Source organism: Halorhabdus amylolytica, assembly GCF_004944975.1.
Lineage (GTDB): Archaea > Halobacteriota > Halobacteria > Halobacteriales > Haloarculaceae > Halorhabdus > Halorhabdus amylolytica.
This window is the reverse complement of record NZ_SPQG01000007.1, coordinates 71,537-96,162: the sequence shown is the minus strand read 5'-3', so window position 1 is coordinate 96,162 and position 24,626 is coordinate 71,537. Positions and strand designations below refer to the sequence as shown.

26 protein-coding genes are annotated in these 24,626 nt (G+C 63.2%); 12 read left to right on the top strand and 14 right to left on the bottom strand.

Translation table 11 applies throughout. The annotated features are described in order from the left end of the window. The first annotated feature begins 5 nt into the window (after positions 1-5). Together E3374_RS10445 and E3374_RS10440 are read left to right on the top strand one after the other, a co-directional pair. Complete coding sequence (locus E3374_RS10445; RefSeq protein ID WP_169051827.1) at positions 6-1,058, top strand: TrmB family transcriptional regulator sugar-binding domain-containing protein; 1,053 nt, start codon at positions 6-8, stop codon at positions 1,056-1,058. Positions 1,059-1,096: 38 nt separating this feature from the next. After that, positions 1,097-1,327 (top strand): DUF5822 domain-containing protein, encoded by a 231-nt coding sequence (locus tag E3374_RS10440; RefSeq protein WP_136689030.1) that lies wholly within the window; start codon positions 1,097-1,099, stop codon positions 1,325-1,327. 44 nt (positions 1,328-1,371) lie between these two features. Here the strand turns inward: E3374_RS10440 and E3374_RS10435 are convergent, their stop codons facing one another. Next, complete coding sequence (locus tag E3374_RS10435) at positions 1,372-1,908, bottom strand: HAD family hydrolase (protein WP_136689029.1); 537 nt, start codon at positions 1,906-1,908, stop codon at positions 1,372-1,374. A gap of 63 nt (positions 1,909-1,971) precedes the next feature. Further along, positions 1,972-2,580: an undecaprenyl diphosphate synthase family protein gene (locus E3374_RS10430; protein WP_136689028.1), complete on the bottom strand. Its 609-nt coding sequence runs from the start codon at positions 2,578-2,580 to the stop codon at positions 1,972-1,974. 103 nt (positions 2,581-2,683) lie between these two features. Here E3374_RS10430 and E3374_RS17175 point away from each other — a divergent pair, with 103 nt between their 5' ends. After that, positions 2,684-2,929 carry a hypothetical protein gene (locus E3374_RS17175; RefSeq protein WP_169051826.1) on the top strand — a complete coding sequence of 82 codons (246 nt, stop codon included), beginning with the start codon at positions 2,684-2,686 and terminating at the stop codon, positions 2,927-2,929. A gap of 241 nt (positions 2,930-3,170) precedes the next feature. On the opposite strand, the gene E3374_RS10420 is transcribed toward E3374_RS17175, so the two are convergent. The 3 genes from E3374_RS10420 to E3374_RS17665 all read right to left on the bottom strand — a co-directional run bounded on the left by E3374_RS10420 (position 3,171) and on the right by E3374_RS17665 (position 8,476). After that, positions 3,171-4,034, bottom strand: a complete 864-nt coding sequence (locus E3374_RS10420) for a hypothetical protein (protein ID WP_136689026.1) — start codon at positions 4,032-4,034, stop codon at positions 3,171-3,173. A 41-nt stretch (positions 4,035-4,075) separates the two neighbouring features. Further along, positions 4,076-7,780: a hypothetical protein gene (locus tag E3374_RS10415; protein WP_136689025.1), complete on the bottom strand. Its 3,705-nt coding sequence runs from the start codon at positions 7,778-7,780 to the stop codon at positions 4,076-4,078. Positions 7,781-8,134: 354 nt separating this feature from the next. Beyond that, positions 8,135-8,476 (bottom strand): M20/M25/M40 family metallo-hydrolase, encoded by a 342-nt coding sequence (locus tag E3374_RS17665; protein ID WP_248299447.1) that lies wholly within the window; start codon positions 8,474-8,476, stop codon positions 8,135-8,137. Here E3374_RS17665 and E3374_RS17660 point away from each other — a divergent pair. Continuing rightward, a complete protein-coding gene (locus E3374_RS17660) occupies positions 8,469-8,690 on the top strand; it encodes a beta/alpha barrel domain-containing protein (RefSeq protein WP_248299446.1) in 222 nt (73 codons plus the stop codon). The genes E3374_RS17665 and E3374_RS17660 overlap by 8 nt on opposite strands. On the opposite strand, the gene E3374_RS17655 is transcribed toward E3374_RS17660, so the two are convergent. Both E3374_RS17655 and E3374_RS17650 read right to left on the bottom strand, forming a co-directional pair. Next, positions 8,656-9,057, bottom strand: coding sequence for a zinc-binding metallopeptidase family protein (locus E3374_RS17655; protein WP_248299445.1), 402 nt, complete (start codon positions 9,055-9,057; stop codon positions 8,656-8,658). The genes E3374_RS17660 and E3374_RS17655 overlap by 35 nt on opposite strands. A gap of 31 nt (positions 9,058-9,088) precedes the next feature. Continuing rightward, positions 9,089-9,388: a zinc-binding metallopeptidase family protein gene (locus E3374_RS17650; protein WP_248299444.1), complete on the bottom strand. Its 300-nt coding sequence runs from the start codon at positions 9,386-9,388 to the stop codon at positions 9,089-9,091. Between the two features lie 140 nt (positions 9,389-9,528). Here E3374_RS17650 and E3374_RS10405 point away from each other — a divergent pair, with 140 nt between their 5' ends. Next, positions 9,529-10,869: a DUF92 domain-containing protein gene (locus tag E3374_RS10405; RefSeq protein ID WP_136689024.1), complete on the top strand. Its 1,341-nt coding sequence runs from the start codon at positions 9,529-9,531 to the stop codon at positions 10,867-10,869. After that, positions 10,866-11,387, top strand: a complete 522-nt coding sequence (locus tag E3374_RS10400; protein ID WP_136689023.1) for a GNAT family N-acetyltransferase — start codon at positions 10,866-10,868, stop codon at positions 11,385-11,387. The genes E3374_RS10405 and E3374_RS10400 overlap by 4 nt, the downstream gene beginning before the upstream one ends. A 59-nt stretch (positions 11,388-11,446) precedes the next feature. Here the strand turns inward: E3374_RS10400 and dnaG are convergent, their stop codons facing one another. After that, positions 11,447-12,973 (bottom strand): DNA primase DnaG, encoded by a 1,527-nt coding sequence (gene dnaG / locus E3374_RS10395; protein WP_136689022.1) that lies wholly within the window; start codon positions 12,971-12,973, stop codon positions 11,447-11,449. A 435-nt stretch (positions 12,974-13,408) separates the two neighbouring features. Between dnaG and E3374_RS10390 the strand changes: the two genes are divergently transcribed. From E3374_RS10390 to E3374_RS10380, 3 genes are read left to right on the top strand one after another with little or no spacing between them, the layout of a single operon-like run. After that, a complete protein-coding gene (locus E3374_RS10390; RefSeq protein WP_136689021.1) occupies positions 13,409-13,630 on the top strand; it encodes a DUF3311 domain-containing protein in 222 nt (73 codons plus the stop codon). Then, positions 13,623-15,092, top strand: coding sequence for a sodium:solute symporter family protein (locus E3374_RS10385; protein ID WP_136689020.1), 1,470 nt, complete (start codon positions 13,623-13,625; stop codon positions 15,090-15,092). The genes E3374_RS10390 and E3374_RS10385 overlap by 8 nt, the downstream gene beginning before the upstream one ends. A gap of 35 nt (positions 15,093-15,127) precedes the next feature. Then, positions 15,128-16,051, top strand: a complete 924-nt coding sequence (locus tag E3374_RS10380) for an HFX_2341 family transcriptional regulator (protein ID WP_136689019.1) — start codon at positions 15,128-15,130, stop codon at positions 16,049-16,051. A 17-nt stretch (positions 16,052-16,068) separates the two neighbouring features. Here the strand turns inward: E3374_RS10380 and E3374_RS10375 are convergent, their stop codons facing one another. The 3 genes from E3374_RS10375 to E3374_RS10365 all read right to left on the bottom strand — a co-directional run bounded on the left by E3374_RS10375 (position 16,069) and on the right by E3374_RS10365 (position 17,851). Next, complete coding sequence (locus tag E3374_RS10375; protein WP_136689018.1) at positions 16,069-16,431, bottom strand: glutaredoxin family protein; 363 nt, start codon at positions 16,429-16,431, stop codon at positions 16,069-16,071. A gap of 292 nt (positions 16,432-16,723) precedes the next feature. Further along, on the bottom strand, positions 16,724-17,530 hold the full coding sequence (locus E3374_RS10370) for an aldo/keto reductase (RefSeq protein WP_136689017.1): 807 nt from the start codon (positions 17,528-17,530) through the stop codon (positions 16,724-16,726). A gap of 60 nt (positions 17,531-17,590) precedes the next feature. Beyond that, positions 17,591-17,851 (bottom strand): BolA family protein, encoded by a 261-nt coding sequence (locus E3374_RS10365; RefSeq protein ID WP_136689016.1) that lies wholly within the window; start codon positions 17,849-17,851, stop codon positions 17,591-17,593. Positions 17,852-18,158: 307 nt separating this feature from the next. On the opposite strand from E3374_RS10365, the gene E3374_RS10360 reads away from it, so the two are divergent. Continuing rightward, positions 18,159-20,882 carry a valine--tRNA ligase gene (locus E3374_RS10360; RefSeq protein ID WP_136689015.1) on the top strand — a complete coding sequence of 908 codons (2,724 nt, stop codon included), beginning with the start codon at positions 18,159-18,161 and terminating at the stop codon, positions 20,880-20,882. An 80-nt stretch (positions 20,883-20,962) separates the two neighbouring features. Beyond that, entirely contained in the window at positions 20,963-21,154 is a 192-nt protein-coding gene (locus E3374_RS10355) for a DUF7333 family protein (protein WP_136689014.1), read from the top strand. Here E3374_RS10355 and E3374_RS10350 read toward each other — a convergent pair whose 3' ends face one another. The 3 genes from E3374_RS10350 to E3374_RS10345 form a co-directional block, all read right to left on the bottom strand. Next, complete coding sequence (locus tag E3374_RS10350) at positions 21,155-21,934, bottom strand: DUF1405 domain-containing protein (RefSeq protein ID WP_136689013.1); 780 nt, start codon at positions 21,932-21,934, stop codon at positions 21,155-21,157. A gap of 72 nt (positions 21,935-22,006) precedes the next feature. Beyond that, positions 22,007-22,150, bottom strand: a complete 144-nt coding sequence (locus E3374_RS17170) for a hypothetical protein (protein ID WP_169051822.1) — start codon at positions 22,148-22,150, stop codon at positions 22,007-22,009. 115 nt (positions 22,151-22,265) lie between these two features. Further along, positions 22,266-22,727 (bottom strand): universal stress protein, encoded by a 462-nt coding sequence (locus E3374_RS10345; protein ID WP_169051825.1) that lies wholly within the window; start codon positions 22,725-22,727, stop codon positions 22,266-22,268. Between the two features lie 400 nt (positions 22,728-23,127). Here E3374_RS10345 and E3374_RS10340 point away from each other — a divergent pair, with 400 nt between their 5' ends. Further along, positions 23,128-24,480, top strand: a complete 1,353-nt coding sequence (locus E3374_RS10340; RefSeq protein ID WP_136689011.1) for a serine hydrolase domain-containing protein — start codon at positions 23,128-23,130, stop codon at positions 24,478-24,480. Positions 24,481-24,626: the final 146 nt, after the last annotated feature.

The window sequence follows — 24,626 nt, the reverse complement described above, 5'->3', positions numbered from 1 at the left end:
TGGGGATGATCGACAGCTCCGAACTGGTAGATGGGCTCGAGTATCTCGGCCTCTCCCGGACGGAGGCGCGGGTCTATCTCGCCGTCGTCAGGCACGAACGGACGGCGGTCGACGCCCTCGCGTCCGCGGTCGACGCCCCGGAGAGCCGCGTCCGACGGGTGTGTGATCGACTCGAAGCGAAGGGGCTGGTGGCCATAGGCGAGCAGACAACCGAGACGACAGTGCGAACGCGGTTCGCCGTCGACGTTCCCGACGAACGCGCCGTCGCGCTGGCGGCGGCCCTCTCGACGGTGAACAGGCAGTACGGGCAGAGGACGGCGTTCGAGACGGTCGACGTTCTCGAATCCGGGGAAGCGGTAGTCGACCGCACTGTCGACCTACTGGCGCGCGCGGACGAGGAAATCTCGATCGCCACGTCCGCCGCCTCCCTCCCGGAACTGATCGCGCCCCTCGAACGGGCGCTCGATCGTGGCGTCCTCGTGTTGCTGGCGGTCGGGGACGGCGGCAGCACGGCCGACTACGCGGCGGGGGGAGCCGTCGTCAACACGGTGGCGTACCCGCTCCCGACGGTCGTGACGGTCGACAAGCGACGGGGAGTGGTCTCGCCGACGTCGATCCCCGGGGCGGAACACGCAGACATCGATCCCATCGCGTTCGACAACTTCACCGTCGCGAGCAAGGTCCTGGCCTTCTTCCTCGGGACGCTATGGCGGACATCGACTGAACGGGCGCTCCGTCGCCCCTGCTCGCTCCCACACACGTACGGTCCCCGCTTCTGGAAGGCAGTGCTGGACGCGACGCTGTATTTGCGTGACGACCAGCCAATCAGGGTCCAGGCCGCGGTCGGTTCCGGACGGGCGGATGACGAACCCGAGACCGTCACGGGACGCGTCGTGGACACCCGACAGACTCTAATCGAGCCGACGACGGGCGAGTTTCCCCTGGAGAACGGACTCACACTCGAAACGGACGCGGGAACCGTCAGTCTCGGCGGGTCTCCCGGCGCGTTCAAGGAGACCTACGAGGCCAGGAGCGTGACGCTACTCGAAGACCCGTGACCGACAGACGAAAGGGCCGGCCGACCCCACGAAGGAGTGTGCCAGACCGCATCGGGAGTACCGACCCCGAGGGTGTCGATCACGGGTGGGTCCTGCAGGTTACCTTCGCCCTGACGATCGTCGTCGGCGCGCCCCTCGTCGCGCTGGCGTCGCTCGGCGCGACGCTGCCGACCTGGAGTGACAGGGCCGTCTTCGCCGTCCGGATCGGGGCCGTCGTCTGGTTTCTGACGGCCGCCGGCGTCTACCTGTACGCTCGCCGCTACCGGTGATCGGGAGGCGGACGTGAGACTGGACAGTGACTGGACGCCGCGACCTACGCCGAGAGCCGTTCGTCCACGTACTGAAACGCCGTTCCGGCGCGCTCGGCGGTGGTCTCGTCGGTCGCCGAGTCGCCGACGAACAGCGTCTCGGCGGGATCGACTTCGAGTCGACGGACGACCGCGAGAAGCGGTCCCGGATGGGGCTTTTGGGGAGCCAGCGAGTCCCGACCGACGACCGCGTCGACGGCGTCAGCCAGGCCGTGTCGATCGAGGGCCTTCCTCACGGCCGACTCGGAGTTCAGCGAACAGACGCCCACCGGGACCGAAAGAGGGAGTTCCCCGGCCAGCGGGAGGCGATCGGAGGTGTGGGCGCCGACCCGTTCGTGGGTCGCGACGAGTTCCTCGGCCACCTCGCCCACGCCGGCGGCGTCCGCACGCTTCAGCAGGCTCCACAGCGTGGCCCCGTCAGTCGCGACGCCGCGACTCTGGAGGCGATCGGCGACCTCGCGGGTAACGAGCGCCCAGTCGACGTCGAGTTCGACGAGCGTCCCGTCGAGATCGTAGACCACCGCCTCGTAGGACTCGGCCATGCCCCCACGTTTCCACCCCCGGAGCAAAGGCCCTTTGCCTGCGATCGGATTTCCCGGTCACGATCACTGGCCGAAGCGGCGCTGGCGCCGCTGGTAGTCCCGGATCGCGCGCAGGTATTCCCGCACACGGACATCCCGCCAGTTGACGTCCGTGAAGTACAGTTCCGAGTACACCGACTGCCAGATCATGAAGTCAGAGAGCCGCTCGGCGCCCGTCTTGATCACGAGGTCGGGGTCGGCGGGGAAGACGAGCCGTCGTTCGATCTCCGTCTCGTCGATCTCGCCCGGTTCGAGCTCGCCGGCGTCGACCTCGCGTGCCAGCGCCTCGATGGCGGCGGCGAACTCGTGTTTGCCGCCGAGGCCGATCGAGACGGCGATGGGGGCTTCGACCGTCTGGTCGTCCCCGGGTCCCCTGATGGCGACCTCTCTTGGGGCGCTGACCGACGCAAGTTCCCGGCGGAGCGTCGGGACGGCAGCCTCATCAAGGACGCTGACGTACACCGTCAGTTGCTCTGCGCCGTACTCGAAGGCCCACTCGAAGACGGCCTCGAGCGTGTCGTAAGCGCCCGCTTCGAGCAGATCGCGCTCCGTGAGAACGATCGCGACCCGGTCGGGAGTCGCGGCGTCGCTATAGCGGATGCGGGCGGCGAGATAGCGATCGTAGAGACCCACGGCCACACTTCCGGTCGAGCCGACAAGAAGGCCACGGGACGGCCGCGGGTCCTGGCAAGTGGAGCGGGTAACCCCTTTGACTCTCCACGTCCAACTATTGGGAGTGGGCATTCCAGCCATAGACGACCCTCACTTCAAGAGTGAACCGTCGGTCGACGCCCCGCCAGGGTCTCGCTCGCGGGCGTTGCGTGAACGACAACGAGAAATCGAGAGTGAGGCAGCGCTGTATCCGACCGACCTGCCGCTGGGCATCCCGGCGACACCGCCAGCGAGCACCGTCATGCACAACACGACTGCCAGGCCGAAGGCGACAAGCATCGACCGACTCGACGCCAGACGCTCGGAGTGAATCGTCTCTGGCGTCGGTCTTGACCGTGTCATGGGTGAGTGATCCTCGTTCGGTCTTTCATGGGCCTGGTTCGTTATTTGTTGCCGTTCTTCTTCCGTTCCTTTGCCCGGTTATTTGAGTTTAATGTCGACGCTGCCATAGATTCCCGACAGAGTTTTGCTTGGGGAGTCCAACCCGCCTGCGTGATCTATTGCCCGCTGGATTTCGAAAGTACTTCTCGCGTCTAACAGTATCAGTACCGTTAGAACCGGCTCTGGAGGCCGACGGCAAGAAAGACGGCGAGCAGCGAGAGAATGATCCCACCGGCGGGCCCGAATGGGCCGCTCTCGGACGTGCTCTCTGGCCCGAGGACACTCCGGTTGAACACGACCCGGGGTTCCGTTTCAGTTTGGTTGACCGTCCAGGCGTATACATGAGTTCTTTGATGTGGGCCAGACTTCCACCACTGCACAGTCGTGTTTTCGGCAACCCAGGTGTCTGCTGGGACCTCGATCCTGACGACCGTGCCGTTGGGGAGATGGTCCGAGACAGTCGGTCCAAGAACGAGTTCCGATTGGTTCCCAGAGAACGCGGAATCCCAACCGGATGAAGCTTCACTGTCTGTCGTGTGTGGGTTCGCCTGCGCCCCTTCATTCCACGAAAACGTCATTCCGATATAACCCTCGCCGAGTTCTGGATCTTGCCTCGAGTTCGACCACGTACTGAATTCCTTCCCTTTGGCGAGGTGCTCGCCACGTTCCCGGAAGGCGCGCTCAAGAGCGTCGTCAGTTTTGAACCACGAGATATTGGCGGTCTTGTTGCGGTATCGGCGTTGCTCGGCCATGGACCGAACGGGATAGTTCGCCTCAAGCCTGACAAACGATGACTTTGGGAAGATAACGATCGTCGTGTTCAGGTTGGGCGGTGGGTAGGTCAGATTCGTCCCGGTCGACGTATTCTGAATGGCAGTTCGATCATCCGCATCACCGCTAGGCATCCCGGCGACACTGCCAGTGAGTACCGTCATGCACATCACGACTGCCAGGCCGACAGCGACGAGTACCGGTTGCCACGAGGCCCAACGCTCCGAGAGATCCGTCTCCAGCGACGGCCTTGACCGTGTCATAGATCAGTAATTCTCGTTCGGTCTTTCATGGACCTGGTTCGTTATTTGTTACCTTTGTTCTTCCCGTTGCCTTTGTTCTTCCCGTTGCCTGATTGTTTGACTTCGATATCGACATTGCCGAAAATAGTCGTTGGCCCGATCTGTCCGGACAGACTCGCTGAGTGAGTGCCGGTGCCGAGTGCGTCGATAAGGCCCTGTCGAGGGAATTTGACCTTCACGAACTGACGCCCATCCTTGTGTTTCGTTGCGGGATTTTTCACGAAACCGTGCGTCTGGTCACTGACTGCCTGGACGGACGCGAGCGTCATGCTGTTGAGGAGGAGACTGTCGGCAGAGCCTCCCTCGGGGAGTCCGATCCACACCGTGACCCATTTCCCGTTGGATTTTGCATTGATCTTCGGCGGGTGAATACTGACTGGGACGTTCGTGACGGCTGGCCGGTCCAAATCTGTACCGGCGGTACCAGGTGCTCGAAGCGTGGTCCGCCCCTCGATGTAGGCGATCCCATCACGATCAACGACTTCGGAGTTATCGTCAATGATGACCGTCTGATTATACGGCACGTATTCGGGTGGGTCGCTGCCGTGTTCTTGGAGATAGTCTCGGACCCGCTTGGCCGTCACCGAAATAGAGATGTCCTCGCTACCCGGAACGCTAATCCAAGGATCGTTTATCGGACCGCTGATCAGTGCACCGTCAATCTCATTGACAAGGTCTCCGGTTTCCGGATCGACACCAACCCGCCGCCCGTCGGGCGTTTCTGCGATGATTTCCAGTCCCGGTATCGGCTCCTCGGTGTATTCGATAGCGTCTTCGATGTAGCCAGCGACGTCGTCGACAACAAAATGGATTACCCGATCCGACACATCGTTGACATTATCAATTATTTCAGCAACGTTACGGTCTGCCGTCACCTTCGGATCCTGGTCGGTCTGCGATAATTTTCGATCCAGGTGGAACGTCGTCGCACTTGCCGGGTCGGTGTATTTCGATTTCGTATCGTCCGATAGGGTGATCCGCGTGGGTCTTCTAGAGTTCTCAACTTCTTCCTCACCACCTTGAGGCGGTAGATAGTTGACTTCAAGAGATTCAGGCGAGATCGGATTGGGGAGATCTCGGTCAGCAATGGCGTTCTTTAGTTTCTCCATGCTCTTCAATCTCAACGTGTCGAGTCGATAGAGTGCAATCCCGGGGTTGTTTCGGTCAGGTGACGTGAAAAGGTAATCGTTTGTCTCGGGACGCTCGACATTCGTTCTTTGGCCGCTCCGCTCCTCGATCAAATAGGCACCGAGGTGTGGGTGTTCAGCAGTCACATCAACGTCAACACCGGGATCTACGTCAAATCCGCCGCCTCCCCATACTGGGATGTCGATATCAGGCCAGTCGACGTCGACATCGACAGAGACGTTCGCCCAGGCGGAGAACATCCAGTTGAGGTTATCACCGAGTTCCTTCTCGGTCAGTGGTTCGTCGGTCGTGATCGAAGTGTCGTCGATGATGTGAACGTGAGGGTTGATGTTCAGCCAGGTAGTGGTGGGATCAATTACTGACTCTCCGACGGCACTCCGAATGAACCCTGATGTGGCGTCTCCACGGGACATGACTCCCCAACTGCCGATGACACCCAGATTTGCGTATTTTTGACCGTTTGGCTCATACATTTCTGGGAATCCGATCTGGTTGCCAGGTCCCATCCCGTGACCGAACTCATGCCGCCAGGCATCGCCAGTTCGGGCCACGTAGATTGAATCGATAGTTGTACCGTCGGGGAGTTCCCTGGGTTTTACCGGCAGGTCCAAGTCGTCCGTGTCGAACTCAAGCTCTAAATCGAACAGATCGAGATCAAGTTCGATATTCGGTGGGATTCTCCCCATCCAAAACGGTCTGGAGACTCTCTCATTATTTCCATTATATTGTTTCTTTTCGTTTATAATTGCCGTCGTATCGTAGACATCCCAATCAATATCGAGAGTGTGATATGCCTTTGTGAGTGCTTCGTCCATGAACCTGGTCTTTTTCGAGCGACGATATGACTTCCAGGTATCACTAAGCTTCAGCCACCCTTCCTCAACCGCCGGTGGCGAATTCTGGATGTCAGTAACGAAGTCAAACTGGAACCCTTTCGCACCCATGTTACCGAGTCCGCTGGCCCAGAAGTGATTGAGATACTCCGCCTTTGACCGCATAAAGTCGAAAAGACCAGGGCTTGAGGATGTGGTCTTGAGATTTCCGGACGCACGGTCGTTGGCTTTCGCAGTGATGCACGCGACCCTGTCGGTTTGCTTGAACACGTATGACCTGGCTTGTGTCGATCCACCGGTCTGCGTATCGAGAAGCGTCGTCCCGCCTGCCGAGAGGGTCAAATCGTATGTGAGTTCATGACCGATGACAGATGCGTTAGCTATCGTAGCTGCGTCCTGGAACGTCACCGCAACTTCGACCATCTCGTTCTCGGTGACCCTTCCCTCCGTCTCGACTGAATCGCCGGTGTAAATGGGTGAACTCGGTTGTTCCGGATCGGTAAGCCGCACCTGACCTTCGGCCTCGATTGTCAGATCCGAGGGTTGAATACACCCCGGATCGATCGTCGCCGTCAGCCTCGGTGATTCGGTCGGGGTCAATGCAGAGTACGGCCACTGATGCGTTCGGAGCGTCGGCTGGGGGCATTCGCCAAGGCCCGCAATGACCTGTGCCGCGTCGCCGAACTGATCCGTCATAGAGATCGTCTCGACGGAACCCTCGGCGTATCGACTCACGGTCGCGATCCCGTCGTCTTCCCCCGTGCCGGTGTACTCGGCTGCGTTCACCCCCGTCCCGATGAGGAGGCCGTATTTTGACCCCTCCATAGCGACGACGCTGTCGTCGAACTTGTGTATCTCCGAGAGGTCGTTTCCGGTCCACTCGTAGAGCGTGCCGTTCTCGTCGCCAGCATACATTGTGCCGTCATACACGCCGTATGCGAACAGACCGGAGTCGGTGTCTGCCGACACCCGGTCCCACGAACCGCCGTTTCGTTCGTACATATACCCGAAGAGCGCGCCTCCGAATAGCTCACCGTTGTAAGCGACCAGGTCGAACACACAACTCCCGCCTTGGTTGGCTTCTTGAACGAACTGCGAGCCATCGAACCGACCGAATTTGTCGTACTGACTATCGCCAAGGTACAGATCCCCGTCGAACGGCTGCGAGGCCGCGAACCCATGCCATTGTGACTCCTCAAGGACTTTCGTCCACGACCCACTCGACTCCCGTTTGAACAGTTGCGCCGAACCGCAGGCGGTTCCTGCATAGAGATCGCCGTCGTATACCGCCAACGTCGTGACTTCATTTTGCAGTCCGTCCGCAGCCTTCTCCCAATGGTCAGGGATGGATCCCTGATCATTGTATCTCCACACTTGGCCAGATCCGAAATTCATGTCTTTGTTCGTCGTGACGCCAGCGTACAACGTTCCGTCGTAGCTAGTGATATCCGTAACCGATGCGTCGGTATCCGAGACAAGGGTCCCTCCGACCTGCATCCAGGAAGAATCACCATCGCGTCTGTAAACCTCTGCTGGTCCCGTGGTTCCCAGAAGCGCTCCCTGAGACTGATCGGGCGAATATGACGTCGCCGAAGCAAGATCCGACGCGTGTTGCAACACGCTTTTCCCGAGTATCCCCCCGGAAACGGCCTTCAGTACATTTCGTCTACTCTCTATCACCAGTGTTTCAGGCCCCCCTTCATGACTTACCCCGTCATTGGACATATATAAAATTCTGTCGGTATAGACAATACAGAAAATATTTTTGAGTGAGGATTTATGGCCGACGGTCTGGTTAGGTCGTTAGGTCCAATACTATACTAACGACGGCTGTCACATTGTCGCGTTTCGATAACCCGTTGCACGGTTTCGAGATTGTTGTAGATATATCAATAAATATTCACAAACAGACAAAATAATCACTGATTCTATATTCGCTAGTTGTCCACTCTAGCTCAAGAGACCAGTTTCTGCCCCGTAGATTTCCCACACCCACCTATCGGTGTTGAACGATCCAGCTACCCGAAAGACAGGAGCTAATTCGTACAAGATACGCGCCCGGTATCTCGCAGGGCTCTGCTAACAGTTATCAGACGATACGCAATCGAATGTATAGATTTTGCTGATCACGATAGCCCGCCCCGGTTCAAAAACGCGATCGCGGCATCTCGGGACGGTCGCACCGGCCTCGAGAACGGATGGCCACTCGATCGACTCCTCGGGGAAGTGCGCCTGCTCGATCCGCCCGGGGCCGAAGACCACTGTCGGGATACCGGCCCGGATGTAATGGCGAGCGTCAGAGCCGTTGGTCTCTCCGGTCGGAGCGGTATCGCCGCGGCCATGCTCAGTCATAGCCGTCTGTAGTGCCCAAACGATCGGCTCCTCGGCGTCGATTTCGGCGGACTCGAACTGGATGCCCACGCGCTCGATCGACGCCAGGTGCGCGCCACGGCCGGCATCGTCGCTACTCGACGCGACTGCCTCGCTGAGTTACGACTCGACTGCGGCCAGCGATTCGCCCGGTGCCACGCCGGCCCGGAATGCCGCATCGAGCGATCCGGCGACATTCGACGCCCAGTTGCCGGCCCTGACCCGCCCGATCACGATCGGCCAGGGCATCTCGAAGTCTTCGTAGAGGGATGGTCGACGCGCCTGGCTCGATCGGCTTCCAGGGCGGCCACGGCCTTTCGAAATCGCCGGAAGGCCGGAAAGACCGACTCTCCCTCCCACTTCCGGGCGGCGTGGGCCGATCGCCCCTTGAACGAGGCGCGAACCATCAGCGCACCCTCGGTGGCCGTCACGATCCGACCGGCGGTCGGTTCGGCCACGATGGCGGCGTCACGCTCGAACGGGTAAGGGTTCCGTGCTGCGGCCGTCGCCGCGCCGTCCCCGCCAGCCTCCTCACCGGCGACACTCTCGACAACGATCCGACCGTCGACGTCCGTCGGACTGTCTCGAACGGCTAGGGCCGCGTGGGCAAGTATCGCCAGCTGGCTCTTCATGTCGACCACACCGCGGCCGTAGAGCCGTCCATCACTCCGTCTGACCTCGAAGGGCGCCCGTCCAGTGCTCGTCGTTCGCCGGCACGACGTTGACGTGCCCATTGAGGACCAGCGTCCGTCCCGCCCCCGGGTCACCCATCTTGAGAACGCCCGCGACATTCGGCCGGCCGTCGACCGGCAAAGCTCCCACAGCCTGGAATTCTGGGATGTCTCCCAGCTGGTCACCATCGGACGCCCAGGAATAGACGGTGAAGCCGTGGGTAGCGAGCCACTCACGGAAGAGGTCCTGTGCCGGCCATTCGGTGCCGTCTCTGGTGTCAATCTCGGTCAAACGGCCGGTGAGTGATGTGAGCGACCCCCCGTACTGGCGGTCGAAGTCGTTTACTCGGGGTGATACAATCGCCCGAGAAGAGCGCTTTGGCGTCGTTACAGGTCGGAACTGGTAAGTGCCTCTCGGCGAAACCGCCGACAGTGACCACTGCAGTCCGACGTGCGGGGGCGTTCGCGGTCGTCGCGGCCGGATCGGTCATTGTGCCGATCGCCGATCACCTGGCCGATCCGGCTCTCGCTACGATGGCGGGGACAGCGCCCTTCCTGTTGCTGGCGGCGGCCGCACTCCGAGTCCTCGACTCGGGCGTCCTCTTCGAGCTGTTCGCCAGGCCCGGGGATCGACGGGACGGTCGCCTCTACGGCCTCGCCGGCTTTGCGCTCGCGATCGCCGGCCTCGGCCTGCTCGCCTTCCAGTTCGACATGCCCGTCGCCGTGCCCGTGGCCGCCGCCTTCGTCCTCGGCGCCGGGAACCTCGCCACCCACGTCGGGCGCGGTATGGGAGCCGATCCGTTCGGCGCGACAGCGGGGTTCGTCGCCGCTGGCTCGTTCGCGGGCGTCGGGGGGATGCTGGTCAGTGCCGCGATCGCGGACGGCGGCGTTTCGCTCCCCGAGACGGTCTTTCTCGCCGTCAGCGCCGCCCTGCTGGGCGCCCTCCTCCGATCGGTACTGTTCGAGCGGGACGACCCGCTGGTGCTCGTCTCAGTCGGCCTCCTGTTGTGGCTGTTCTCGGATCTCGCGATCTCGGTAACGACGACCGGCATCGCCGTCGCGCTGGCGATCACGGTCGCGTTGGGGTACGTCTCTTACATCCTGGAGACGGCCTCGCTACCGGGCATGCTGACGGGTGTATTTCTCAGCCTGCTGACGATCGTCGTCGGGGACTACGGTTGGTTCGCCATGCTGATCACCTTCTTCGGCGGGGGTGGGCTCGCCAGCAAGTTCAGATACGACGAGAAGGTTCAGCGCGGCATCGCCCAGGAGAACGAGGGAGCGCGTGGCAGCGGGAACGTCCTCGCCAACTCGCTGGTCGCGCTGGTGGCCGTCCTCGCGGCTGCGGCCAGCCCGCAACTGACGGGTCTCACCCCCGAGGTGTTCCTGTACGTCTTCGCCGGATCGGTCGCGGCGGCGATGAGTGACACCCTCTCCAGTGAGTTCGGCGGCCTCTACGACGCGCCGCGACTTATTACCTCCTTCGAGCGGGTCGAGCCGGGAACCGACGGCGCGATCACCTGGCAAGGCGAACTCGCCGGGATCGCGGGAGCGACGATCATCGCGGCTATCGCCTTGCTCGCTTTCGGGACGGTCGGGACGGTCGGCGCGGCGGCGATCGCCCTCAGTGGCTTTCTCGGTATGACGGTCGACAGCCTGCTCGGGGCGACGCTGGAGGGGCGCTGGCTGGGCAACCAGGGCGTGAACTTCCTGGCGACACTGGCCGCGGGACTCGTCGGCGGGACCCTCGCTCTCTCGGGGCTGGTGGTGTGACGTCGAGTGAGATCACGATCGAGCCGGCCACCGCCGAGGACCATCCACGGCTGCGTGTGATCCAGCGTGACGTCCTCGCCGAGCCCACACCCGACCTCCTGGCCGCCGCCGTCGACGGGACAGCGGCGGCCAGTCCGTCGACTGGAACGAGGAATGCGACTGACGCGGATATCGTCGACGGGGCCGGGCTAGCGCTGGTCGCGCAAGTCGATCGGCCCGCGCGATCGGACGACCCGGTCGGATACGTCCTCGTGCTGACGGCTGGCGATGTCGCGTACGTCCCGGAACTGGCCGTCGCATCAGCCTGGCAACGACAGGGGGTCGGGACGGAACTTATAGAGGGGGCCTGTGAACGGGCGACGGCGGACGGAGCGACTGAGATTCGCCTCACGGTGCGGGCCGCCGACGGGGGCGCCAGGGCCTTTTATCGGGAGCGTGGCTTCGAGTTGCTCGAAGAACTGCCCGATCACTACGAGGCGGGAGCCGGGACCGGACTGTTACTCGGGCGCCCGCTCTAGGCGACACTTCCGTCGGGTTCCCGCTCTAGACCGCATAGCCGTCCGTCGGGTTCCCGGCTTCAAGCCTCGCTGGCAACCGAGACGCGGACGCTCGTCGGCTGTTTGACAAATTCGCCGGCCGACGTGGCGACGATGCGGGAGACTCCGCGCTGGGCGGCGACGTCCAGCAGTTGCTGGGTGACCTCGCCGTCGAGAACGACCGTCGCCGGGACCGGGTCGGCGCCCCGGACGGCCTCGAAGGCTTCCCCCGCGGGTGCCTCCGCGAGCGTCGCCAGAGAGTCGTCGAGCAACCGGACGGCCCCGGTTCCGTCGCCGATCACCGCCTGCACGTGATCGTCGAGCGTCTCGGCGGCGCGATCGGTCGCCTCGGCCGCCGATTCGGCCCCGTCCGTTTCGTCTGCCGACGCCGCTGAATTCGTCGATGTCGATGCCGTTTCATCCGCTTCGTCTGCCGACGCCGCTGAGTTCGTCGATGTCGTGTCATCCGTTTCGTCGGCGGACTCACTTCCAGTGTCCGACGATGGAGTCCCCGCCACGGCCGAGCCCTCCCCCGTCGCGGCGACGACCCCGCCGTCGCCGTCCGTGGCCGTTTCCACCCGATCGGCCGACTGTCCGTCTGCCGAAGCGGCCTCCTCATCGGGTTGCGTCGCGTCAGGATCGTCGGGACCCGTCGTCCGTTCGTCGTCCGGGTCGGACGCTGCGTCACCCGCGTTCTCGGTCGGTCCGACGTCGGTCGCGACCGGGCCGTCTTCGGTCGGCCCGTCGCCAGCCGCGATCGACCTGTCGTCGGCGACGGCCTCGTAGGGCACTTTCTCGCGGAGTGCGCCGGTCACCTCCGATCTGGAGAGGTCTTCGACCGAGCGCCCCTCCGGAGCGAAGGCGACGTAGTCGACGCTGCCGACCTGAGCGAGTTCCTTCAGGATGAGGTCGCCACCGCGGTCGCCGTCCAGGAAAGCGGTGACGGTCCGCTCGCGCGTGAGATCGGCGATCACGTCGGGAACGTCGGTGCCTTCGACCGCGACGGCGTTCTTGATCCCGAACTCCAGCAGCGTCAATACGTCTGCTCGCCCTTCGACGACGATGATCGCGTCGCTGTCCGCGACGCGCGGGCCGGCCGGCAATTCTTCGTACTCGGTGATGCGATCGACCCGGACCCGTCGACGGACCTCCTCGACGAGTTCGTCGCTGGAGACGGCCTCCTCGTCGAAGGCCGCCAGCAGTTGCTCGGCGCGGTCGACGATCTCCCGACGCTTTGCGGTCCGGACGTCCTCGAGTTCGGTGACGGTGACCTCGGCCCGGCAGGGTCCGACCCGATCGATCGCCTCGAGAGAGGCCGCCAGTATCGCTGTCTCGACGCGGTCGAGCCCGCTGGCGATCGTCACCTCGCCACGCGAGCGACCCGCCTCGGTCTGTACTTCGACGTCGATGCGCCCGACTTTCGAAGACTCCTGGAGCGTCCGGAGGTCGAGGTCGTCGCCGAGAAGGCCCTCGGTCTGGCCGAAGATGGCGCCGACGACGTCACTCCGCTCGACCACCCCGTTTGCCTCGAAGCGCGCGTGAATGAGATATTTCGCTGAATCTTGCATTGGTGATCTGTCCCGGTGTGGGACGTGATGATGATGCCATGGCCGAATGCATGGACAGACACGCGTACGTGACGGGCCAGCAAATGTCTGTCGGGTGAGAGACAAACCGGGATCCAGACCGGTGGTGAAACACCCGCCGATACGGCCGATCCCGAGAAGCGAAGCATCCACCGATACGGCCGATCCCGAGAAGCGAAGCATCCGCCGATACGGCCGATCCCGAGAAGCGAAGCATCCGCCGATACGGCCGATTCCGGAAGCAAGTTCCGCGCGACCCGGTCGACGCCACGGGACACAGTCGGTCCCCAGCGAACGGGACGGATCCCGCGGGGGACGCCCGGCCGTCGGCCGTTTTGAACAGTTTTTCTTTTCGATCCGGCAGATTGGTGGCGAGTGGCAACTATTATACCCGGACGTAAACAAAACCACGTACGTATGGCGCCGACGCGCGAGGAGTTGTTCTGGATATCCGTCGGGTTCGTCCTGAGTGCCCTGGCGATCCCCTGGTTCCTGTGGAGCAGTGACGCCGTCGTCGCCGGCTTGCCGCTGTGGCTGTGGTGGCACGTCGGCTGGATGGGACTGACGGCGATCGTCTTCTACACTTTCACCAGGACCGCCTGGGGTATCGGTGTCGAGGGAGGTGTCGGCGATGGCTGACGTCGCCCTGCAGTTGAGTATCGTCGTCGGATACCTCCTGTTGGCCCTGGCGGTCGGACTGATCGCCTACCGCCTGACCGAGCGCTCGGCGGAGGATTACTACCTGGCGAATCGGACGATCGGAACTGTCGTGCTCCTCTTTACGACCTTCGCGACGCTGCTGTCGGCCTTTACGTTCTTCGGCGGCCCCAACCTGGCCTTTGGGGCCGGCCCGGAGTGGATCCTCGTCATGGGGCTGATGGACGGCGTCATATTCGGGATTCTGTGGTACGTGATGGGCTACAAGCAGTGGTTGATCGGTCAGAAACACGGCTATGTCACGCTCGGGGAGATGCTGGGTGATCGCTTCGGGTCCCGGACATTGCGCGGGCTGGTCGCGGCGATTAGCCTCTTCTGGTTGCTCGAGTACGTCATGCTCCAGCAGGTCGGGGCCGGTCGTGCCCTCGAATCGCTGACGGAGGGAGCGATCCCCTACTGGGCGGGGGCGACACTGATCACCGTGTTCATGATCGGGTACGTCGTCCTCGCAGGGATGCGCGGCGTCGCCTGGACGGACACACTCCAGGGCGTGTTCATGCTCGCCCTCGTATGGCTGGCGCTCATCTGGATCGTCGTCTCGGTGGGCGGCCCCGGCGAGTTGACGGCGGCGATGGGGAAGGCGAATCCCGAGTTCCTCTCGCTCGGCGGGGGACTGTACTCGCCACAGTACATGCTCTCGATGGCGATCGCGATCGGATTCGGTGTCGCGATGTTTCCCCAGATCAACCAGCGCTTTTTCGTCGCCCGGAGCCAGCGCGTCCTCAAGCGGTCGCTGGCTCTGTGGCCACTGTTGGTCATCCTGCTTTTCGTCCCCGCGTTCATCCTCGGCGCGTGGGCGACGGGACTCGGGGTCACGCCCAACGCCAGGGGAAACATCCTCCCGCCGCTGTTGAACGCCTACACGCCGACGTGGTTCGCCGCCCTGGTCGTCGCGGGCGCGATGGCTGCGATGATGTCCTCCAGTGATTCGATGTTGCTGTCGGGGTCGTCGTACCTGACGCGGGACCTCTATCGACCGTTCGTCGATCCCGACGCGAGCGACCGTCGGGAGGACATCGTCGCCAGGCTTGCGGTCGTCGCCTTCGCGCTGATCGCCCTCCTGATGAGTCTGGGGACGAACCTGACGCTGATCGAGATCGGCGCGACGGCTTTCAAGGGCTACGCCCAGTTGACCCTGCCGGTGCTCGTCGCGCTGTACTGGCACGGGACGACGCGGGCAGGGATGCTCGCTGGGATCGGCGTCAGTCAGGCGTTCTATCTACTGGCGACGTTCACCTCGTGGGTCCCTGGGACTTACTGGGGCTGGCAGGCCGGCCTCGTCGGGATGGGGATCGGGCTCGTCTTGACGGTCGGCGTCTCGCTGGTGACCACGGCCGGCACCGACGCCGACGCGACGCTCTACGAGGGACTGCGTGCGGACTGAACACGTTTAAACCAACCACCTGAGAACTCACCACCATGCAAACACACATCGTCCCGGTCGGATTCGACTACGACCGGCTGATCGCGCCGCTGGTCCGGGAGCAACGCACCGTCGACCGCGCCATCTTACTGGAGGGAGCCATCGGCAACGAGGCAAACGCCGAGTACTCCCGCCTGCTGACGAGCCAACTGGAGAAAGACTTCCAGAACCTGCTGGGCTCGAACACCGAACGGATCCTCGTCGAAGACGTCTACGACTACGACGCCGCCTTCGAGCAGGGCTTCTCGCTGATCAGCGCCGAACTCGATCGCGACCCCGACGCCGAGGTCTGGCTCAATATCTCCGCGATGCCCCGCACGGTCAGCTTCGCGTTCGCCACCGCGGCCCACTCGATCGCCGTCGAGCGCGAGGGCGACCGCCAGCGCATCCACACCTACTACACCGCCCCCGAGAAGTACCTCGAAACCGAACTCGCCGAAGAGTTGCGGAAACAGATCGATCTGCTGGAGGGACTCTCGGCGGACGCAGACGGGGAGCGGATCGACGAGCGTCTCGCGAGTGCCCGCGATCTCGTCGAGGAGTTCGACGAACGCGGGACGACCATCGGCGCCAAGGAGATTGACGGGAGTTACATGGTCGAGATCCCCGTCGCCTCCTTTTCGAACGTCAAACCCTTCGAGGAACTCATCCTCTTCACGCTGGGCGAACACGGCGAGTTCGAGTCCGTCTCGGAACTCGCCCAAGCGCTGGCCGAGGACCTGGGCGAGGAGTACACCGACAGCTTCCGCTCGAAAGTGCTGTACAATGTCGATCGCCTCGGCCCGGGCGGAAAAGGCTACATCGAGCAAGAGGAGCACGGGAAGTCCTACCGGACCCGCCTCTCCCGGATCGGCGAACTCTGGGTCCGCGCCCACTCTGGGGAACGGCCCGATGTCGCCGTCTCGGGTACCCAGCCCTGACCACGAACCGATCTGGACTATCCCGGACGCCCATCGCCCGCGTTCTCAGGCGGCAGAATCTCGGCGAGGTCGCCGTTCTCCTCGTGTTCTTGCAAAATGTCGCTCCCGCCGACGAACTCCCCTTCAATGTACGTCTGGGGAATCGTCTCCCAGCCGCTGTGGTCCTCAAGCGCGTCCCGATAGGCGGGCAACGATTCGAGGACGTCCACTGTTGTGAAGTCCTCGCGATGCTCACGTATCAATCCGACCGCCCGCTGGGAGAAGCCACACTGCGGGCGCTGTGGCGTGCCTTTCATGAACAAGACGACCTCGTTGTCCGCGATAACTCGATCGACCCGGTCGGCGACGGTCTCGGACCCTGACGTGGCGTCTGATGACATCGTCAGGTACAGAGTTCGAAACCGCCTATCGGTTGGGGAACGAGCAACACGTGCCTCTTCTGACGAGTGACCCGACCTCGCCCGGACGAAGTCGATACGATATTTCACGACCGCCCGTTCCTCACTCCCGGCGAGTGCATATGGTCCCTCACTCCCGGCGAGTGCATATGGTTCCTCACTCCCGGCGAATGTGGTAACCGTCCGGACGCGCGTGTCTCATTATTGTCGTGATTTACCGGTATCCGTCGACCCCGGGTCGGCGTCATTCGGAAATAATCTACAATAATCCGTATCAGTCCTCAATCCAGGGCGCTCCCTCACGCTCGACGAACCGTTCGGTCCGGTCGACGGCGCGGATCCGCTCTCTGTCTTCCGCATCCAGTTCGAGTGTCGTCGCCCCGAGGTTGTCCCGGAGGTGGGCTTCGCCTGTCGCTTTCGGGACGGCACTGACGTTGTCCCGCTCCAGCAGCCACGCGAGGCTGACGCGGGCGGGGCTGACGCCGTGTTTCTCGGCGACCGCTTCGATTTCGGGGACCTCGAAGACGTCGCCCCGGGCGAGTGGAGAGTACGCGACGTGGTGGATCCCGTGCTCCTGGGCGTAGGAGACGAGTTCGTCCTGTGGTAACAGCGGATGGGTCTCGGCCTGGTGGGCGAACAGCGGGTGCTCGAGGTGGTCGCTGGCCTCCGCGAGCAGTTCGACGCTGAAGTTGCTGACGCCGACGTGATCGATGAGTCCCCTGTCGATGAGTTCGTCGAACGCCGGCAGCGTCTCCGCGGCGTCGTAGTCCCCGACCGGCCAGTGGACGTACAGCAGGTCCAGAGAGTCGAGGCCGAGGCGGTCGAGGGACACTTCCAGGCCCTCGATCACGTCCTCGTAGGCGAGACCGAACTTTTCGGGGTGGACTTTCGAGGCGACGAACACCTCCTCCCGCGGCACGTCGGCCGCCGCGATGCCGGCGCCGACCGCTTGCTCGTTGCCGTAGTACTGTGCGGTATCGACGTGACGGTATCCCATCTCCAGAGCCGTCCTGACGGTCCGTTCGCAGGTCTTCGGATCGGTGTTCTGCCAGGTGCCGAGTCCGAGTTCCGGAAGTTGCATACACGATCGCTGGCAAGTGACCCTGATAGTCCTTTGGATGCCCCGGTTCTCGACGCGAAACTAACCCCGATCGTCGTTGCCCACCCCGACGTCTTCCGGCGTGCGGGTCGTCACTTTCAACGCGTGGATCTCCGTCGTCATCGCATCTTCCAGGGCGTCGTAGACCAGTTCGTGTTGTTCGACGAGGGACTTCCCGTCGAAGGCCGGCGAGACGACCGTGGCCGCGAGGTGCTCGGTGTCGTTGGGACGCGGGTGAGTGACCGTCGCTTCCGCGTCATCGATCGCCGCCTCGATGCGGGACTCGACTTCGGCGGGGTCCATGCTCCCGCTGACCGATGAACGGCCAAAGGGGTTGTGTTCGTGACAATCCACGCGCTCCCCGGACCAACTCCCGCCCGGGCCAACACGAAACACTCAATCCGGAGGAACGTCGAATCGGGCATATGCGACGGTACACCCAGTCCGCCGGCCGCGCCACGCCGCCGACCGAGCCTGCCGTGGACGCACGTACCGAAGTAGGGGCGGCCTAGCCCCACCACTCTCCTCACCTTCTGTCCCAGCGCAGGATCGGACACCGACCAGCCAGTGAATGCGGAACACGGAAATCACCACCCGACAACGCACAACCATGAGCACAGATCACGCAGCCGACACCGCCGACGAATCGACGCCCGAGGCGACCCTCGACGGGGACTACGATCCCAGCGAGGTAGAGCCCAGGTGGCAAGACTACTGGGTCGAGACGGACACCTACGCCTACGAGGAATCTGACATACCGGACGCCGACACGCAGTTCAGCATCGACACGCCGCCGCCGACGGTCTCGGGCGATCTGCACATGGGCCACCTCTATCAGTTCACCTTACAGGACTTCGTGGCCCGCTACCACCGGATGGCGAAGGACACGACGTACTTCCCCTTCGGCTACGACGACAACGGCATCGCCTCCGAACGGCTGACCGAGCGGGAACTGGGCATCCGTCATCAGGACTACGAGCGCCGGGAGTTCCAGGAGAAATGCCGGGAGGTCTGTGCCGACTACGAGGCCGCCTTCACCGAGAATGTCCAGTCACTCGCAATTTCGGTCGACTGGGATAACACCTACAAGACGATCGAACCTCGCGTTCAGCGCCTTTCGCAGCTTTCCTTCCTCGATCTGTACGAGCAGGGCCGGGAGTACCGTCAGCGCGCGCCGACGATCTGGTGTCCCGACTGCGAGACAGCCATCTCCCAGGTCGAACAGGAAGACAAGGACAAAGCCACCACGTTCAACGACATCGCGTTTCCCCTGATCGAAGACGGCAACGGTGCGGCCGACGACGGCGAAACGCTGACTATCTCCACCACCCGGCCAGAACTCCTGCCGGCCTGTGTTTCGATCTTCGTCCATCCGGACGACGACGCAAACCAGCACCTCGTCGGCGGCACCGCCGAAGTCCCCCTGTTTGGCCAGGAAGTCCCGATCATCGAGGACGATCGGGTCGACCTGGAGACGGGCAGCGGCGTGGTCATGTGCTGTACCTTCGGCGACCAGACCGACATCGAGTGGTACCAGGCCCACGACCTGCCCCTCCGGATCGCCATCGACGAGTCCGGGACGATGACCGACCGCGCGGGCGAGTACGAGGGCCTGAGCACCGAGGACGCCCGCGAAGCTATCATCGAGGACCTCGACAGCGAGGGCCACCTCCTTGAGAGTCGCGACCACCAGCATACGGTCCAGGTCCACGAACGCTGTGAGCACGAGGTCGAGTATCTCGTCACCGAGCAGTGGTACGTCGAGATGCTCGATCGGACCGACGAATACCTCGAAGCCGGCCGGGAGATGGAGTGGTACCCCGAGAAGATGTTCTCCCGGTACAAACACTGGATCGAGGGATTGGAGTGGGACTGGTGTATCTCCCGTCAACGGGACTCGGGCATCCCGATCCCGGTGTGGTACTGCGACGACTGCGGCGAGGCGATCTTCGCCGACCGCGGGGACCTGCCGGTCGATCCCCTCAGCGACGACCCGCCAGTCGAGAGCTGTCCGGCGTGTGGCGGCGAGTCGGTCACCCCCGAGGAGGACGTCTTCGACACCTGGGCCACCTCGTCGTTGACGCCGCTGATCAATTCGGGATGGGACTGGAACGAAGATGCCGACGAGTCGGCAGAGACAGCCGACTCGGTGGACGCCGAGTCCGGGAAGTTCACCTTCGACAATCCGGAACTCTATCCGATGAACCTCCGGCCCCAGGGCCACGACATCATCTCCTTCTGGCTGTTCCACACGATCGTGAAATGCTACGAGCACACCGGCGAGGTCCCCTTCGAGTCGGTGATGGTCAACGGCATGGTGCTCGACGAGAACCGCGAAGCCATGTCCAAATCGAAGGGCAACGTCGTCACGCCCGCGGAGGTTCTCGCGGAGTTCCCGGTCGACGCCGCCCGCTACTGGGCCGCCGGCACCTCCATCGGTGATGATTTCCCCTTCAAGGAGAACGACCTGGAGGCTGGCGAGCGCTTGCTCCAGAAGCTCTGGAACGCCTCGAAGCTCGTCGATCAACTCGCTCCCGAGACGGATCCCGCCGAGCCTGATGACCTCGCGGCGATCGATCGCTGGCTGCTGGCGAGTCTCGACGACACGGTCGAGAGCATCACCGAGAAACTCGCAAGCTACGAGTTCTCGAAGGCCCGTGACGAGCTGCGGACCTTCTTCTGGTCGACGTTCTGTGACGACTACCTCGAGATCGCCAAGCAGCGCGAGGACGATTCGGCGGCTTACGCGCTCTCGGTTGCCCACCGGACGTTCCTGAAGCTGTTCGCACCGTTCCTTCCCCACGTCACCGAAGAGATCTGGCAGGCCCGCTACGCCGACAGCGCGACGACGGGTTCGATCCACACCACCGACTGGCCCGAGCCACGGGGCTACGAGGCCGATATCGCGGCCGGCGAGCAGGCGATGGCCGTCATCGGGGCGCTCCGTCGATACAAGACCGAGCAGGGACTCGCGCTGAACGCCGATCTCGATCGCGTGGAGGTCTTCGCCGATGTCGATGGCTTCGCCGATGCCATCAGCGGCGCGATGCACGTGGGCGAACTGGTCGTCAGCGACGACGCGCCGGAGATCGGCACCGAAATAGCGGACATCGACCTCGATTATTCGATCATCGGGCCCAAGTACGGGGATCAGGTCGGCGACATCGAGGCGGCGATCGGTCAGGGTGACTACGAGATCGACGGCGACCAGTTACACGCTGGCGACATCACGCTGGAGGACGAGGCTTTCGAGGTTCGGGAGGAGCACACCTACGCCGGCGAGGGTGAACTGATCGAGACCGAAGGCGATCTGGCGGTCGTCGTCCAGAACTGAGAGCGTTCGGGATCGTCGAATCCCGACAGCCTTCGCCGCTTCCCGACGGGGGTTATCCGTCGAGATACTACGTCCGTGCGATGGCACTCGAATTCGACGCGCTCACGACCGGCATCGCCTTTCTGGTCCTGCTCGGCGTTCTGATCGGCGGGACCGTCATGAGTCCGATGCAAACGAGCACTGTCGCGATGGTCTCGGGCGGACTGGCGGTCTTCGGTCTGGTAACGCTCTTGTTGGGCGTCAAACACGGCGAGTACCGCGCCGGACAGTAATCACGCGTCGTCGTGAGATCCTCGCTCCCGTAGCTGGACCCGACGCGTCAGGAGCCCCAGTGCCGTCGCGAGGATGGTGAGGCCGATCGCCGCGGCGGCGGCCAGATCGTGAGCAGGGACGCTGTGATCGATCGCCCCGTTCACGTACGGTTCGGCCCGGAGCCAGGTGTGTTGTGGCCCCGAAAGCACCGGCCAGAAGTAGTCGACGAGATCGTTGAGGCCGAACCAGCCGACGGCCAGCCCGATCGCCGGTAGCGAGAAGGTGGCGTAACGATGGATCAAGAACGCTTCGAGGGCCATCGCCAGATGACTGGTGATCAAGAAGACGTACAACCAGGTGGCGATCCCCCCCGGTCCGTTGAGGAACAACTGAACGAACGGCGTCCAGAACCCGAGTTTGATACAGCCGAAAAAGGCGAGGACGGCCAGCCAGTTCGCCCGCACGTCGAGTCGCCAGGCGAGCAACGAGAGGCCGATCAACAACGTCGCGACCGGACTGTCAGGGATCAGCGGCCAGGCTGCCAATGGGGCGGCGCCGAGTTGTCCTTCGATCAGCGGCGGCGCGACCTCCAGCGGCCGTCCTGCGTAGTACCAGAACCCGAAGGCCGTCCCGAGGAGGTTGATCAGGGCGATCGGCCAGGCGAGCCGGAGACCGAGGTCCTCGAACCAGCCAGGCAGGGGCGCGACGTATCGCGGCCGCTGGCCGGAAGACGGCAGTTCCGCGTCGAAATACCGCGCAACCACTCGTTCGAGACGTCGACCGACGCCATCGCCTGCCATGTGCGTGGCGACGGCCGGCAGCGCCAAAACGATGCGGATCCGCGTCGATCCAAGGGTGTGTCCCGACGTCTGTCAGACCCGCCACTCGTGGCCACAGTCTTCACAGGCGAAGTACCGCCAGTCGGTGCCACCGGGAACCTGGTCGGTCCCGACGCGTTCTCGATGGTCGCTTCCACATTCCGGACAGGCCATGAGGGGGGAAGTGCTCGCTGCCATAGAGGTCTCTCCGACCACCTGACACAAAGAACTTACAGAAGAGGCAAAACCGTGAGGTTTTCTTCCCGCTCGCAGTCGAAACGAACGGGGAGAGCACGACCGGCAGCGACACCGATCACTCCATCGAGAGGGTGATCTCGCCGTCGAAGTTCAGGATGACTTTCTGGGTTACGTCCCCGAACAGCGCCTTGCCCGTCGGCGAGCGGCGCTGGCCGACGAGGAAGACGTGATCGCAGTCGTTCTCGCGGGCGACCTCCAGGATCGCGTCGGCCCGCTCGTCGTCCTCGACGACACGCAGGAAAACGTCTGTAGAGATATCGGTGTCAGCAGTCGCCTCGGCGGCGGCCTTCTGAGCGTCGTTTTTGAGTCCCTCCCGGATGTCGTCGTCCCCGTAGCTCGTCTGTTCGACGTCGCCGATAGTCTCCATCGTGTCAGCGACTTCCTCGAACTCGTCGGGCGATGCGAGTCGCAAGACGACCAGCCCCGAGTCTCGACACTCGCTGAACGCCGTTGCTGTCTCGAGCAGATCGATCTCCTTGTCGCTGCCGGTCATGACGACGGCCAATGACAATGCCATGTTCATTCGATCCGAGTCGGAACTAATCAAAGTAGCGATCGGTACACTCGCTGGCACTCCCTCGAGACCGTCGAATCAATCAGCGTCGGGACCGGATCGGGTCGATCAGCAATCGGGTACCGGATCCTCGTGAGCGCCTCGACCAGTCGACCTCCGGTCCGATCGCAGTCCGAGAGGACGAGTGACGTCCAACACACGTCCGACTCGAACGGCTCGAACGACCGTCCGGATCATACCGGACCACCAGTCCTCTGGCGAGGTCGAGACAGATCTGATCGAAGCGTATCCGTGCGAGGATCTCCCGGTCAGGTGTCCGGGAGGTCGACTGACGGGCAGTCCCGATCTCCCAATCACCTGCCGACTCCCAAACCTTGATTGAGGTGTCAAGGGCACGAAGTGCATGGACAGGCCCTCCAGACGGTCAGTACTCGCTGGGCTCGGCTCGGCACTCACCGGGCTCGCCGGGTGTTCGAACACCGACACATCGACCACAACCAGCGAGACGACCACGGAGCCGACGACCCCGAGCGAGGGGAAGACCCCAGTGGACACCACGGAAGCGGCCGCGGAGGTTGCGCGGACCGGGCACCCGGGTGACATCGAGGCCTTCGACGAGGCGATTCCGGCGTTCCTGACACAGTGGGAACTCCCGGGAGCGACGGTGGCCGTGATGGCTGACGAACGGCTGGTGTTCACGCGCGGGTACGGGACCGTCGGTCCGGACAGCGACGAGCCGGTTCAACCGACGGCGCCGTTCCGTATCGGCAGTCTCTCGAAACCGATCACCGCCGTCGCGACCCTCGACCTCGTCGAGAAGGGAGACCTGTCTCTCGACGATCGTGCCTTCGAAATCAGATCCGATCTGCTCTCCGAGGGAGGTCCGGCCGACCCCCGCATCGAGGAAATCACGGTCCGACAGTTGCTGGCACATACGGCCGGGTGGAGTACCACGACCGTGGGGTTCGATCCGGTCTTCGCGCCGAATCAGGTGGCCCAGGCAGAAGAGACCGAGCCGCCGGCCAGTGCCGAAACCACGGTCGAGTTCATGTTGACCCGGGAACTGGGATACGATCCCGGGACGGACTTCCAGTACTCCAACTTCGGTTACTGCGTCCTGGGGCGGATCATCGAGGGTGTCACCGGCGAAGACTACGAGACACACGTCCGGGAGGCCATCCTTGCGCCCCTCAACGCGGACGGAATGGCGATCGGTGCAACTCGAAGGGAGAACCTCCGCGAGGACGAGGTCCGCTATCTGAGTCACACCACGGTCGAATCCCCGTTTCCCGGCGAGGGGACAGTCCCGCGTCCGTACGGCACCGGCGTGCTGAGCGAAGCCCTGGACGCCGACGGCGGCTGGGTCGGGTCGGCACCCGACCTGTTACGGTTCGTGCGCGGCGTCGACGGGATCGATGGGGTGCCGGACATCCTCGAGACCGAGACCACGGAGACGATGCTCGCCCGTCCCGACGTGAGCCGCTGGGAAGGGGCCGACCAGTACTACGGACTGGGTTGGTACGTCGAACGCCCCGAAGACGGAGTGGTACTCTGGCACAACGGGTCTCTGCCGGGCAGTTACGCCTTCCTGTTCCACGATCGAAACGAGTCCCGGACCCTCGTCGCCCTGTTCAACGGCCGAGCACCGGACCCGCTGTTCGGACAGTTCAACGTCGCCGCCCAGCGAACGCTCATCCGGGCCATGAGCAACGTCGATTCCTGGCCCGATCGTAACCGCTTCGAGGAGGACATCTGAAGCGGATCGCGATCGAACAGTCCCGTCCCGGCGACGGGCGACCGCCGGTGAGGGAACGATCAGAAGACTATTAAACCACAGCGGCTGAACTTTTTCTTCGTGGAGGAGTCCAAGCCCCAGGAAGATATCACGGAGGGGGCGCTCGT